Origin of the sequence: Nonomuraea jiangxiensis (genome assembly GCF_900099965.1) — a bacterium.
GTDB classification, from domain to species: Bacteria; Actinomycetota; Actinomycetes; order Streptosporangiales; family Streptosporangiaceae; genus Nonomuraea; species Nonomuraea jiangxiensis.
Genome location: NZ_FNDJ01000024.1, coordinates 112,777 through 125,213, shown reverse-complemented (window position 1 = coordinate 125,213; position 12,437 = coordinate 112,777). Strand labels below are relative to the sequence as shown.

The 12,437-nt window shown below is 71.3% G+C and carries 12 protein-coding genes; 5 read left to right on the top strand and 7 right to left on the bottom strand.

Translation table 11 applies throughout. From position 1 onward, the window contains the following. Positions 1–22: 22 nt before the first annotated feature. Positions 23–955 (top strand): TetR/AcrR family transcriptional regulator C-terminal domain-containing protein, encoded by a 933-nt coding sequence (locus BLS95_RS39915; protein WP_090944221.1) that lies wholly within the window; start codon positions 23–25, stop codon positions 953–955. Here BLS95_RS39915 and BLS95_RS54780 read toward each other — a convergent pair. From BLS95_RS54780 to BLS95_RS39885, 7 genes are all read right to left on the bottom strand, one after another. After that, the gene (locus tag BLS95_RS54780) at positions 841–1,581 is read right to left on the bottom strand and encodes a nitrilase-related carbon-nitrogen hydrolase (RefSeq protein WP_176993628.1); all 741 of its coding nucleotides are present in this window, start codon (positions 1,579–1,581) and stop codon (positions 841–843) included. The genes BLS95_RS39915 and BLS95_RS54780 overlap by 115 nt on opposite strands. A 96-nt stretch (positions 1,582–1,677) precedes the next feature. Further along, the gene (locus BLS95_RS39910) at positions 1,678–3,564 is read right to left on the bottom strand and encodes a S9 family peptidase (protein ID WP_090944218.1); all 1,887 of its coding nucleotides are present in this window, start codon (positions 3,562–3,564) and stop codon (positions 1,678–1,680) included. Between the two features lie 60 nt (positions 3,565–3,624). After that, positions 3,625–4,482 (bottom strand): carbohydrate ABC transporter permease, encoded by an 858-nt coding sequence (locus tag BLS95_RS39905; protein WP_090944215.1) that lies wholly within the window; start codon positions 4,480–4,482, stop codon positions 3,625–3,627. After that, on the bottom strand, positions 4,479–5,426 hold the full coding sequence (locus tag BLS95_RS39900; protein ID WP_090944212.1) for a carbohydrate ABC transporter permease: 948 nt from the start codon (positions 5,424–5,426) through the stop codon (positions 4,479–4,481). The genes BLS95_RS39905 and BLS95_RS39900 overlap by 4 nt, the downstream gene beginning before the upstream one ends. 7 nt (positions 5,427–5,433) lie before the next feature. Further along, entirely contained in the window at positions 5,434–6,774 is a 1,341-nt protein-coding gene (locus BLS95_RS39895; protein WP_218136218.1) for an ABC transporter substrate-binding protein, read from the bottom strand. Between the two features lie 182 nt (positions 6,775–6,956). After that, positions 6,957–8,198 (bottom strand): ROK family transcriptional regulator, encoded by a 1,242-nt coding sequence (locus tag BLS95_RS39890; RefSeq protein WP_090944206.1) that lies wholly within the window; start codon positions 8,196–8,198, stop codon positions 6,957–6,959. A 273-nt stretch (positions 8,199–8,471) separates the two neighbouring features. Further along, complete coding sequence (locus BLS95_RS39885; RefSeq protein ID WP_143044058.1) at positions 8,472–9,617, bottom strand: sensor histidine kinase; 1,146 nt, start codon at positions 9,615–9,617, stop codon at positions 8,472–8,474. A gap of 162 nt (positions 9,618–9,779) precedes the next feature. Between BLS95_RS39885 and BLS95_RS39880 the strand changes: the two genes are divergently transcribed. The 4 genes from BLS95_RS39880 (at position 9,780) to BLS95_RS39865 (ending at position 12,406) form a co-directional block, all read left to right on the top strand. Further along, entirely contained in the window at positions 9,780–10,493 is a 714-nt protein-coding gene (locus tag BLS95_RS39880) for an ABC transporter ATP-binding protein (RefSeq protein WP_090944199.1), read from the top strand. Between the two features lie 33 nt (positions 10,494–10,526). Beyond that, a complete protein-coding gene (locus BLS95_RS39875) occupies positions 10,527–11,315 on the top strand; it encodes an ABC-2 transporter permease (protein ID WP_090944196.1) in 789 nt (262 codons plus the stop codon). 188 nt (positions 11,316–11,503) lie between these two features. Further along, on the top strand, positions 11,504–11,707 hold the full coding sequence (locus BLS95_RS39870; RefSeq protein ID WP_090944193.1) for a hypothetical protein: 204 nt from the start codon (positions 11,504–11,506) through the stop codon (positions 11,705–11,707). A gap of 69 nt (positions 11,708–11,776) precedes the next feature. Continuing rightward, positions 11,777–12,406: a TetR/AcrR family transcriptional regulator gene (locus BLS95_RS39865; RefSeq protein WP_090944190.1), complete on the top strand. Its 630-nt coding sequence runs from the start codon at positions 11,777–11,779 to the stop codon at positions 12,404–12,406. Positions 12,407–12,437: the final 31 nt, after the last annotated feature.

Here is a 12,437-nt window from a genome sequence, read left to right as displayed (position 1 = left end):
GCACTAGTGCACCTGGAGGGTCATGGCAGACCGAGCGCTCTACCTGCGTATCGCCGACGAGATCGCCGGTGACATCCGGAGCGGGGTGCTGGCGGAGGGCCGGCCGGTGCCGTCCACCCGGCAGATCGTCCGGGACTGGGGGGTCGCGATGGCCACCGCCAGCAAGGTGATCGGCGCGCTGCGCGCGGCGGGCCTGGTCGAGGCGGTGCCTGGCAGCGGGACCGTCGTGCGGCGGCAGGACGAGCGGGCAGCCGGGACGGCCCGCCGCCCGCCCGCCGGCGAACGGGCCCGGCGCACCGGCCTGACCCAGCGCGAGATCGTCGAGGCCGCCGTGCGGATCGCCGACACCGACGGGTTGCCGCTCGTCACGATGCGGCGGGTGGCCGTCGCCCTGGACGTCTCCACGATGGCGCTCTACCGGCACGTCCCGAACCGGGGTGAGCTGACGCTGCGGATGGCGGACAGCGTCTTCGCCGGAGTCCGGCTGCCCGAGATCCCGATGACGGCCTGGCGGCGACGCCTGGACACGGTCGCGCACCTGTTCTGGACCATTCTCAGCCGCCATCCGTGGGCCGCGGAGGTGTTCTCGATGAGCCGCCCGCAGCTCCTGCCCAACGTGTTGCCGCTGGCCGAGTGGTCGCTCAGCACGCTGCGCGCGATGGGGTTCGACGCGCACGACATGCTGTGCACGCACATCAACCTGTTCGGGCACGTACGGAGCATGGCGCTGGTACGGCTCGCGGAGGCGCAGGCGGAGGAGGACACCGGGATGTCGGCGGACAACTGGATGCGCCACCAGGGCGGCGACCTGCGGCGGTGGGAGTCGGCCGCCGGACTCGGCTACGTGGTGCGGGAGGAGTTCGACTTCGACCTGGACACGGTCTTCGAGTACGGGCTCCAGCGCCTGCTCGACGGCGTCGACGCCCGCCGGCGCGCGCTCGGGCTGCCGGGCTGACCGGCGCCCGCGGAGGGCGTGGGGCCGGTCACCGCCCGACGAAGCCGCGGTCCAGGCGGTCCCGCCGGAAGGCGTGCAGCCGGCCGAGGTCGAGCTCGTGAACGGAGACGGGCGTGCCGGGCGTGCCGGTGAAGAAGCCCGCGTGCGTCTCGGGGCACGGGGCCGTCCCAGCGGGTGACGGAGAAGGCGGGCACCAGCACCGCGTCGAGGTCGTCGTGCCCGGCCAGGCTCGCCGAGTACCACAGGTCCGCGCAGAGCAGGGCGCGCAGGCGGCGGCCGTGCAACTCGAAACCGGGGCTCGGCCGGCCGGGGACGATCCCGGAGCGCAGCTCGACGCCGTAGGGGTGGACCTTGTCGTACTCGGCGACCAGTGTGCCGCCGGCGTCGTACACGGCTCCCCGGTTGACGGCGCCGTCGTAGTGGGACCCGCCGACCACCGCCATCCCCGCTCCCATGGCCAGGGCGCGGACCCTTTCCAGGTAGTCGGCCCGGGGCAGGCTCGCGCCCGCCAGCTCGGGCAGCAGCATCAGGTCACCGCTCCCGGGGGAGACGAGTTCCTCGATCGCATCGAAGTTGGCGTGACCGTCGGGGGACCAGTCGGAGGGCTGAACCAGGAGGATCTTCACCATTCCTACTGTGGCCGGTGAACGCCCGTCGCCGCGAGCGGGGCGCGTGCCCCGCCGCGGCGAAGTCCCGCGCCCCAGCGAACGTGCGGGGTGCCCCTACAGGTGCCGTCCCCACCAGTCGAGGATGGCCTCGAAGCGGGCCACCCGGTGGCTGGGCAGCCCCGAGCGAGACAGCTCGTGTCCCTCGCCAGGGAAGAGCAGGAGCTCCGTCTCCACCCCCCGCAACCGGAGCTTGACGAACAACCGCTGCGCCTGCTCCACCGGGCACCGCCAGTCGTGCTCCGAGTGGATGATCAGGAAGGGCTTGTCGATCTTGTCGGCGTGCGTGAGAGGGCTCTGCTCCACCCAGCCCGCCGGGTCCTCGCCGTACAGGTCACGCGCGAACGACCAGCCGATGTCGCTGCTGCCGTGGAAGCTGTCGATCGCGTTGACCGCGCGCTCGCTGATCGCCGCCTTGAACCGGTCACCGTGGTGAGCGGCCATCCACGTGGTCATGAAGCCGCCGTGCGAGCCGCCGAGCACTCCGGCGCGGGAGGCGTCCAGGCCGCCGGTGGCCAGGGCGGCGTCGAGCAGTGTCAGCAGGTCGATGGCCGACAGGCGGCCGACGTCGCCGATGATGTGCCGCCCGTGCGCCTGGCCGTAGCCGGAGGAGCCGCGCGGGTTGCCCATGACGACCGCGTAACCGGCCGAGGCGTAGACCTGGGCCTCGTCGAAGACGCGCCAGCCGTACTGCGTGAAGGGGCCGCCGTGGATCATGAGGAGTATGGGGTGCGGCCCCTCGCCGGCGGGGCGGACGATCCAGCCGTGTACGGAATAGCCGTCCGGGGCCGTGCCGGTGACCTCCTCGATGGGCAGGACGTCGATGCCGGGGCCGAAGGAGGTGAGCGTGCTCTCCTCGCCGCCGCGCAGGGCGACCAGCTCCCCGGGGGTACGGGCGTCGGCCACGGTCGCGACGGTGACGCCGGCGGCGTGGGCGACGGCGTTGACCTCGCGCGGGCCGCTGATCAGGACGGTGGGCTCCGTGCCCGCGTACGGCACGAGCAGCAGGTCCTTGGCGCCCCGGTTCTCCGAGGTGACGAGCACGCCGTCGGCGGTGGCGGCGTACGCGGCGGGGAGGTGGAAGCGCTCCTCGTCGGTGAGGCGGCGGGCGTCGCCGCCGGCGAGCGGCACCAGCCAGAGCCCGGAGTTCTTGCAGACCATCTGGCGGCCGTCGGGGCCGGCGTCGGCGCCGAGGAAGCACAGGGCGTCGCCGTCCGGGGTGAAACGCGGCGCGGCCACCGACAGGTCGGTGGCGGTCACGCGGCGCAGGCCCGAACCGTCGGGGGCGCTCACCCACACGTCGTCGGTGAGCGTGCTGTCGCGCTCGTCGTGGCGGGCGGCCACGAACGCCAGCAGCGTGCCGTCCGGGCTCCAGGTGACCCCGTTGTGATCGAAGTCGCCCTCGGTGACCTGGGTGGCCGAGGGCTCCTCGGCGAAGGGGTCGACGACGAAGACGTGCGTGCGCCGGTCGAGGATGAAGCCCACGTTGTCGCGCCGGTACTTCAAGCCGGTGATGCGGCGCGGCCGTTCCTTCTCCGGCTTGGCCTCGCCGTACCGGCCCTCCTCGGGCACGCGCGCGACGAACGCCAGCCGCCGCGAGTCGGGGCTCCACACCGGCTCGCTGACGCCGAGCGGCTGGTCGGTCACCTTCCGCGGCTCGCCGCCGTCGGTGGGCATCACGTAGAGCTGCGGCTTGGCGCCGTCGCCGCTCCGGACGAAGGCGAGCCAGGCGCCGTCGGGGGAGTATGTGGGCTCTTCGTCACGCGGACCCCTCGTCAGCCGGCGCGGCTCGGTGGAGCCGTCGGTGGGGACCAGCCAGAGGCCACCGCGGTATTCGTCCGTCTCGAGATCGGGCCGGGTCACGGCGACGATCGCGTGCTTCCCGTCGGGCGAGATCGTCGGCGCGCCGAGAGCATGCAAAAGGGAGATGTCCGCAGGTTTCATGACAAAGACCCTAACCTCCGTGCCTCAGCCACCACAGCAATTCCGGTCGGCCACTCTCGGCTACTTGAGGGAGCCGGCGGCGAGGCCGGAGCGCCAGAACCGCTGGAGCAGGATGAACAGAATGATCACCGGCACGATCGAGACCAGCGAGCCGGTGATCACGGACTCCTGGAGGAGCGAGACCCGGGCGGTCTGGCCGTTCCACCCATAAAGCCCGAGCGTGATCGGGAAGAGCGACTCCTCCTGCAGCATCACCATGGGCAGGAAGAAGTTATTCCAGATGCCGACGAACTGGAACAGGAAGATGGTCACCAGCGACGGCGTCAGCAACTTGAACGCCACGGAGAAGAACGTACGGAACTCGCCGGCGCCGTCCAGTCGCGCCGCCTCGATGAGCTCGTCGGGGACGGCGGCGGAGGTGAAGATGCGGGCGAGGTAGACGCCGAACGGGCTGACGATGCTCGGCAGGAACACCGCCAGATAGGTGTTGACGATCCCGGTCGCGGAGAACAGCAGGAACAGCGGCAGCGCGAGCGCGGTGGTGGGAACGAGGACGCCGCCGAGGATGACGGAGAACAGGAACTCCCTGCCCCGGAAGCGGAACTTGGCCAGCGCGTAGCCGCACAGCGCGGAGATCAGGGTGCCCACGGCCGCCCCCAGCACCGCGTAGATCACGCTGTTCAGCGCCCACCGCCCGTAGATGCCGTCGCTGCGGCCGAACAGGGTGCTCAGGTTCTGGAACAGGTCGAAGTGCGAGAAGGCCAGGCCGAAGGTGGAGGCGAGGTCGCCCTGCGGCTTCGTCGCCGCGACGATCAGGAAGTAGATCGGCAGCAGGAAATAGATCGCCAGCAGGAACATCAGCGCCATGGCGGCCGTACGGCTGACGCGGCTTTCGCGGATCGGGTTCTGGTTGCTCACAGTCCGGCCCTCTTCGAGGTCAGTCGCATGAACCCGAAGCTCAAGACGAAGGTGATGACCGCGATGACCACGGAGATCGCCGCTGCCTGCTGGTAGTTGTTCCCCGAGGCCACCGCGTACGCGAGCATGTTCGGCGTGTACGTGCTCGAGATGTTCGAGGAGATCTGGCGGAGCACGGCCGGCTCGGCGTAGAGCTGCAGCGTGCCGATGATCGAGAAGACCGTGGTGAGGATGATCGACGGGGCGATGATCGGGACCTTGATCCGCCACGCGATCGCCCAGTTGCTCGCGCCGTCGAGCTTGGCCGCCTCGTAGAGCTCCCCCGGGATCGCCTGCAGCGCCGAGAACATGATCAGCATGTTGTAGCCGGTCCAGAGCCAGGTGGAGACGTTCGCCGCCGACCACAGCACGGCGCCCGGGCCGAGGAAGTCCGGCTCCAGGCCGAGGCCCTTCAGCAGGTCGACGACGGGGCTGAGCTGTGGCGAGTAGAGGAACGACCACATGATCGCGGCGATCACGCCGGGCACGGCGTACGGCATGAACGCCGCGACGCGGAAGAACGACTTGAGCTTCAGCAGCGGAGTGTCGAGCAGCAGCGCCATGATCAGCGCGACCACCAGCATGACGGGCACCTGCACGATGCCGAACAGTGCGATGCGCCCGATGCTCGCCCAGAACTCGCCGTTCTGGAACACCTCCGCATACTGCTCGAACCCGCCGAAGGTCGTGTACGACGTGCCGTACTGGCCTCCGGTGCGGCGCACGACCAGGAAGCTCTGCCAGATCGCGTAGGCGATCGGCACCAGGTAGAACAGCACGAACGGGAGGAAGAACGGGGTCAGGAACGCGAGGACGATGCCCGCCCGGGGACCGCCGTCACTGAGACGGCGGCGGTCCCCGGACTCTGCCACCACGCGGGTCCCGCGCGTTGCGATGTCGGCCATGCCGGGGTCAGTTGCCCGCTGCGGCCGGGATCGCCTGATCCTGCATCGACTTCAGCGCGGCCGCCTGGGCGGCCGAGATGGCGTCGGTGAGCTTGCCGCTGCCGGACACCGCCTTGGCCATCGCGTCCTGCAGCGCCAGGTTCACCGTCTTCTGGGTCGGGCCCCAGGCGAAGCTGGTGTCGATGTTCTTCGACGACTCGGCGAAGACGTCGAAGATCTTCTCGTTGCCGTAGTACGGGACGCCCTCCGAGAGCGCGGGCAGCGCCAGACCGGCGGTGGCCGCCGGGTAGAGGCCGCCCAGCTTGTTCTCCAGGGCGAGGGCCTCCGGGTCGGTGTTCAGCCAGGTGTTGAACTTGACCGACTCGTACAGGTGCGGGTTGCCCTTCATGAACGCGACGGTGGATCCGCCCCAGTCGCCGGACGCGGCGCTCGTGCCCCAGGTGGGCAGCGGGACGATCGTCCACTTTCCCGCCTGGTCGGGCAGGTTGTCGCGCAGCATGCTGTAGCCCCAGGCGGCGCCGATGTAGGTGGCGACCTGGTTCTTCTCGTACGCGGCGTACATCGGGGGCGTGGCGTGGGCGAGGTCGGTGCGGACGAGCTTGGCGTCGATCAGCTTCTGCCAGTAGTCGGCGACCTGCCTGCTCTGCTCGGAATCGACCGTGACCTGCCACTTGTCGCCCGAGTAGCCGTACATTCTGGCGTTGTTCTGCCAGAGGAGCCCGTTGAAGAACTCGGCGTTGTTGGGGTCGAAGAAGGTGATGCTGAGGTCGGGGTCCGCGTCGCGCAGCTTCTGCGCGTCCGCCGCGTACTCGTCCCAGGTCTTCGGGATCTCGATCTTGTGCTTCTCGAAGAGGTCCTTGCGGACGAAGAGGGCCATCGGGCCGGTGTCCTGCGGGAAGGCGAACACGCCGGTGTCGCCGAAGCTGGTCTGCGACCAGGTCCACGGCACGAACTTCGACTTGGCCGCGACGGCGTCCGCGCAGGCCGAGACGTCCACGAAGGCGTCCTGGGTGCGCATGCTGGGGAGCTGGTCGTAACCGATCTGGGCGAGCTCCGGGGCCTTGCCCGCTTTGAGGGCGTTGCCGAGGGTGCCGTACTGGTCGTTGGCGATGTTCTTGGTCTCGACCTGGATGTTCGGGTTCTTCTTGTTCCACAGGGCGACGACCTGGTCCATGCCCGGAACGGTGTTCCAGTACTGGAGGGTGACCTTGCCCTGCGCGGGCTGGCAGGAGGCCGCGGACGCCTCACCCGAGGGAGCGGGCGACGAGCAGGCGGCGAGGAGGGCGACACTCACTGCCCCGGCGACGACGGCACCCGCGAGGCGGATGCGCATGACTGTGTTGCTCATGTTTCCTTCTGGCTAGCAACGGCGCTAGACAGGCCGGCGTCGACACCTCAGGCGGGGGTCTCCGGAGGCCTTCTGGTCGGAACGGACAGGCGCGCCGGTGTCGGTTCAAGCGCCGAGCGCCATGGCGGGTTAGCAAATCATGTTTTCAAATTGCCCGCAAGACTTTGTGAGGACAAAGTCGGTCACTCCGCGGCGAGGAGCAGGGCGGATGGCCTGGGCGAGAAGGCGTTGTCGAGCACGAGCGTCGCGGCTCCGACGGCGGCGACGTCCACCGGGATCGCCGACTGGGCGAAGCGGACCGGGTGCGGGGTGACCAGGGCGGGATCGTCGCGTACCGCGTCCGGCAGCGCGGCGAGGATCGCCGGGGAGATCCGCGCCCAGAACGGCCCGCCGAAGATGACCTCGTCGATGTCGAGCAGGTTCACGATGACGACGATCGCCCGCGCCAGCGAACGCGCGGCGCCGGTCAGGATCGCGCCCGCCCCGGGGTGCCCGGTCGCGGCCAGGCCCGCCAGCCTGCTGAACGCCGCGTCCACGTCGACCATGTCATCGAGGTCGCCGGCCTCGGCCGCCGAGAGCACGCCGTTGAGCACGGCGCGTTCGACGAGAGCCCGCGGGACGGTGATGTATCCCACGCATCCGCGCCGGCCGCACGTGCACATCGGGCCGTCCGGGTCGACGGTGAGGTGGCCCGCGTCGCCCGCGTTGGAGCTGATCCCGCGTACGACCTCGCCCGCCACCGACAGGCCGGTGCCGAGACCGGTGCCGTAGTACATGAACGCGAAGTCGCGGCTGCTGCCGGGGCCCGCGAACCACAACTCGGCGACGACCGCGGCCGTCGTGTCCTTCTCCAGCAGCACGGGCAGGCCGGTCGCCGCGGCGAGCGCGCGCCGTAAGGCCACCCGGTGCCAGTTGGGCATCATCGGCGGGTTCAGCAGCACGCCGTCCTCGACGTTCACCGGGCCGGGGGAGGCGATGCCGATCCCGAGGATGCGGGACCGGTCGACGGCGGAGCCGGTGATGAGCGCCTCGATCGCGTTCGCCATCTCCTCGATGACCGCGCTCGGGTCCCCAGCGTTCGGCGTGCCGGTACGCGTGTGGTCCCGGACGGTGCCGGACAGGTCGACGAGCACGTAGGTCACCGAGGCGGGATCGATGTGCACCCCGACCGCGAAGCCGCCGCCCGGGTTCAGCTTGACGACCGCCGCCGGCTTGCCGGGGCCGCTCGTACGTGTGCCGTGCTCGTCGACGAGACCCGCGTCGATCAGGCGCCGGCAGACCTTCGTGACCGTCATCCCGCTGAGGGCGGTCAGGGCGGCGAGCTCGGACCGGGTGATCCCCGCGGGACGCCGGCGGATGGCGTCGAGCACGACCGTCTGGTTGTACTCGCCGACGGCGGGCAGGTTGGTTCCCGTGCGGTCCAAGGCTGGCCTCCCCACGCGCCAGGGCCCGTCGTGGCCCGGCGGCGTCTTGCTGACTGGGTGGAGAGCGAAATGTTACGTCATCAGCAGGCGGACCCGACGGCCGCTCCCGTGGGCATGCCCGCGGCTCCGGCCGGACGATGTCGGCGGGGACCCCGCACAACAATTTCGCGCTGGTGCCGGTGGCCGCCCGCGTCGTCCTCGCCCGTGGCGGGGTGGGCCTGGCTGGGCGTCGTGGCCGTCAGAGCCCTCCGGCAGACCCGTCCGGCCGCCTTCTCAGTGGGCGTCCCAGGGTAGCCAGGCGTCCAGGACGAACCGCCCGTCCCGTATCCCGTGGCTGATGCCGCCGCCCGCCAGCCGCGTACGTTCGGCCAGTCCCACCAGCCCGAGTCCCGCACCCGGCCCGCGCACTCCAGGCGAGGCCGGGTTCGACACCTTGATCCGCACGCCCTCACCCGCCCGTCCCGCCAGCTCGGCGCACACTCGGCTGCCCGGCGCGTGCTTGCGCGCGTTCGTCAGCGCCTCCTGGACGATCCGGTACACGTGCCGCCCCGTCCGCTCCGGCAGCCCCTCGCTCCCGTCGATCGCGTTGGTGGCGTCCACCCGCTGGCCCGCCGCCCGTACCTCCTCGAACAGCGCCTCCAACTCGCCGAGCGTCGGCTGCGGGGCCTGCGGCCCGTCCCGGCGCAACGACCCCAGCACCGCGCGCAATTCGTTCAGCGACTGATGGGCGTTCTCCTGGATCGCCAGCGCGGTGTCGCGATTCTGCTCGGCCGTCAGGTCGGTGCGGTGGGACAGGCCGCCGGCCAGCATCGCCAGCAGCGAGATCCGGTGCGCCAGCACGTCGTGCATCTCCTGCGCGATCTTCAGCCGCTCGGCCAGCTGGGCCTGCTCCACCCGGCGCGCCTGCGCGGCCAGGTCCGCCGCCCGCCGCGCCGCGGCCAGCTCCCGCCGCTCGCGCAGGTACAGGCCGAGCACGGTCAGCGTGCCGACCGCCACGCCGGCCATCGCGGCGTACACCAGCACGAAGCCGAGCCTGCCCTGCCACGCCCCCGACAGCGTCAGGCAGCCCCAGAGGAAGACGGCGGTCAGCGCGATCCACCGCGCCGACCGGTGCGTGCACAGCGACAGGTACGAGACCACCGCGGCGCCCAGCGCCGAGAAGGAGACCGTCGTCAACGCCCCGGTGAGCAGCGCGATCACCCGAGGCCAGCGGCGCCGCCACCACATCAGCACCAGCGCGGCCACCCCGAGCAGCATGTCGAACGGCAGCGCCAGCAGCACCCCGCGCGGCACGGCGTCATTCCCGGCCAGCAGGGTCAGCATGAGCCCGTACAGCAGCAGCGGCGTCGCGGCGAACAGGTAGCGCAGCGCGATGCCCAGCCTGTCCAGCGGTGGCTGGATGTCGGTCACGTCATGCACGAACGACAGCCTAGGAGACGCTCGCGGGTGGCCCTTAGCGACTCAGGTCGACCTCCATGGCGACCCGGGTCCATCCCCGGGGTCGCGGGTGTGGCCCCGGGGCCTGCCGGTGCGAGACCTGGGGCCGATGATCGGCGGCCGGCGTTCGGATGGACTGGGAGGGTGATCCAGTTCAGCCACGTCAGCAAGGCGTATCAGGATGTGAAGGCGCTCGACGACGTGTCCTTCGCCGTCGAGGCGGGGACCGTCACCGGGTTCCTCGGCCCCAACGGCGCCGGGAAGTCGACGGCGCTGCGCGTGCTGGTCGGTCTCTCGCGGCCCACCTCGGGCACGGCCACCGTGCTCGGACGCCCGTACCAGCAGCTCGAATGCCCGGCCGCCCAGGTCGGCACGCTCCTCGACGCGAGCGCGCAGCACCCGGGCCGCACCGGCAGGGAGGTCCTCACCCTCGCGGCGATGACGCTCGGCCTGCCCCGCTCGCGCGTGGACGAGATGCTCGCCTTGGTCGGGCTGACCGGCCGCGAGGCCGGGCGCGTGGTCGGCGGCTACTCGCTCGGCATGCGCCAGCGGCTCGGCATCGGCCACGCCCTGCTCGGCCGGCCCAGGGCGCTCATCCTCGACGAGCCCGCCAACGGCCTCGACCCGCAGGGCATCCAGTGGCTGCGCGGCCTCCTCCGCGACCTGGCCGAGGCGGGCTGCGCGGTGCTGCTCAGCTCGCACCTGCTGCACGAGGTGGAGCAGGTCGCGGACCGGATCGTGATGATCGGGCGAGGCCGCGTGCTCGCCCAGGGCACCCCGGCCGAGCTCGGCCGGGGGCGCGGGCTGGAGCAGGCGTTCCTCGACCTGACCGGGGCCGCGGACCGCGGCGCCCGCTGACCGCCCTTGCAACCTCTCGAACGGGAGTCCCGCATGACCGCGTACAGCCCTGACCACACCACCCTCGGCCGACCCGGCGGGCCACCGGCCCGGCGGGTCCCCTTCCGCCGGCTGGTGCTGGTCGAGACCCGCAAGCTGTTCGACACCCGGAGCAGCAAGATCCTCACGGCCGTCGTGCCCGCCCTGACCGCCGCCTTCATCGTCGCCCGCGCCGTCGCCGACCCCGCGGACGCGGACCTGCGCACCCTCATGGGCACCGCCGGCATCGGCTACACCCTGCTCCCCGTCATCGCCATCCTCACGGTGACCGGCGAGTGGAGCCATCGCACGGCCCTGGCCACCTTCACCCTCGAACCCCGCCGCCTGCGCGTCCTGGCGGCCAAGTCCATGCCGTGCCTGGGCCTCGGCGTGGTGGCGACGGTGTTCGCCGTGCTGGTCGCCATGCTGGTCGCCGTACCGGTGACGGCCGCCGCCGGCGCGCCGGCCACCTGGAACGTCACTCCGCTCGCCCTGCTGGGGCTGGCGGCCGGCAACACCATCTCCCTGGCCCAGGGCGTCGCGCTTGGCCTGCTGCTGCTCAACGCGCCCGCCGCCATCGTGGTCTATCTGCTGTCGCCGCTGGTGTGGTCCTTCGTCGCCCAGGCGGGCGACGCGGGCGAGGCCGTGGCCTCCTGGCTCGACCCGGGCGTCACCGTGGCTTCCCTGTGGGATGGCGGCTGGACCGGCCCGGGCATCGCCCGGCTGACCGTCTCCCTGCTCCTCTGGGTCGTCCTGCCGGCGGCCCTCGGCGCGGTCCGCGTGCTCCGCAAGGAGGTGCACTGACCTGGCCGCATCTCCGTGGGTACGCCCCCATTGTCCGGTGAGCGACTCCGCCGCCATGCTGGACTGGTCCGCACGGTAAACCACCGGAAGGGAACACCGATGCCACCTGCAAAACTCATGACCCTGTTCGCCGGCGGTCGTGACCGGCTGATCCTGAACACCGTGGTCCGCGTGAGTGAGGAGCGGTGATGGCGGGGGTTCTGCTCGTGCTCGGCGTCCTCCTGGGCGCGACCGGGCTGCTGTGGACACTTCAGGGACTGGGCGTCGTCGGCGGCAGCGTGATGAGCGGCGTGACCCTCTGGGCGGTCATCGGGCCGGTCGTCCTCGTCGTCGGCCTTGTCCTCGCCTTCGTGGGCCTGCGCCGGCTCCGGGCCGGCAAGCGCGGCGGGTGAACGGATTCTCGGCGGGTTCGTCTGGGATCGGTCTTGCCGGAGGCTGACCATTTGGTTAGCGTATTGACCATGCGGTCAGAAACGGATGACCTGACGGCGCGGGCCAGGATCAGGAACGCGGCTCTGGAGCTGTTCGGGACCGAGGGCGTCAACCGGGTGAGCCTGCGGGCGGTCGCCGCGCGGGCCGGCGTGTCCCATGCCCTGGTCCTGCACCACTTCGGGACCAAGGAGGGGTTGCGCCAGGAGTGCGACGCCTACGTGATCTCGCTGATACGCGGCGGTCCCGGCGTGGAGGCGCTGGAGGACACGGGCGGGCTGGCGGCGATGCTGGAGGCCGGCGCACCGGTGCGGCGCTATCTCGGGCGGGCGTTCTTGGACGGGACGCCGGCGGCGGCGACGCTGTTCGACGAGATCGTCGAGGTCACCGGCCGGTGGCTGGAGCAGGGCGTGGCCGAGGGGTGGGCGCGGCCGAGCGACGACCCGCGGGCGCGCGCCGCGATCTACGTGACGTGGCTGCTGGCGCCGCTGGCCTTCGACGGGCACCTGTCCAGGGTGCTGGACATGTCGGACGTGCACGACATGGACGCCACGATGCGTTACTCCCGCGCCGGCATCGAGATCTTCACCCGAGGGCTGTTCACCGACGATCGCGCCCTGTCGGCCTGGGACGCGGTCAGGAAGCAACGGGGGTCGCGATGAGCCTCACCCGTCGCGTTCGGGCCCGATTCGT

Bases quoted from the DNA above. Each gene is read 5' to 3' on its own strand.
- BLS95_RS39870 (WP_090944193.1), top strand. From the start codon at position 11,504: ATGGCGGGGGTTCTGCTCGTGCTCGGCGTCCTCCTGGGCGCGACCGGG.
- BLS95_RS39900 (WP_090944212.1), bottom strand. From the start codon at position 5,426: ATGGCCGACATCGCAACGCGCGGGACCCGCGTGGTGGCAGAGTCCGGG.
- BLS95_RS39865 (WP_090944190.1), top strand. From the start codon at position 11,777: ATGCGGTCAGAAACGGATGACCTGACGGCGCGGGCCAGGATCAGGAAC.
- BLS95_RS39895 (WP_218136218.1), bottom strand. From the start codon at position 6,774: ATGAGCAACACAGTCATGCGCATCCGCCTCGCGGGTGCCGTCGTCGCC.
- BLS95_RS39875 (WP_090944196.1), top strand. From the start codon at position 10,527: ATGACCGCGTACAGCCCTGACCACACCACCCTCGGCCGACCCGGCGGG.
- BLS95_RS39915 (WP_090944221.1), top strand. From the start codon at position 23: ATGGCAGACCGAGCGCTCTACCTGCGTATCGCCGACGAGATCGCCGGT.
- BLS95_RS39910 (WP_090944218.1), bottom strand. From the start codon at position 3,564: ATGAAACCTGCGGACATCTCCCTTTTGCATGCTCTCGGCGCGCCGACG.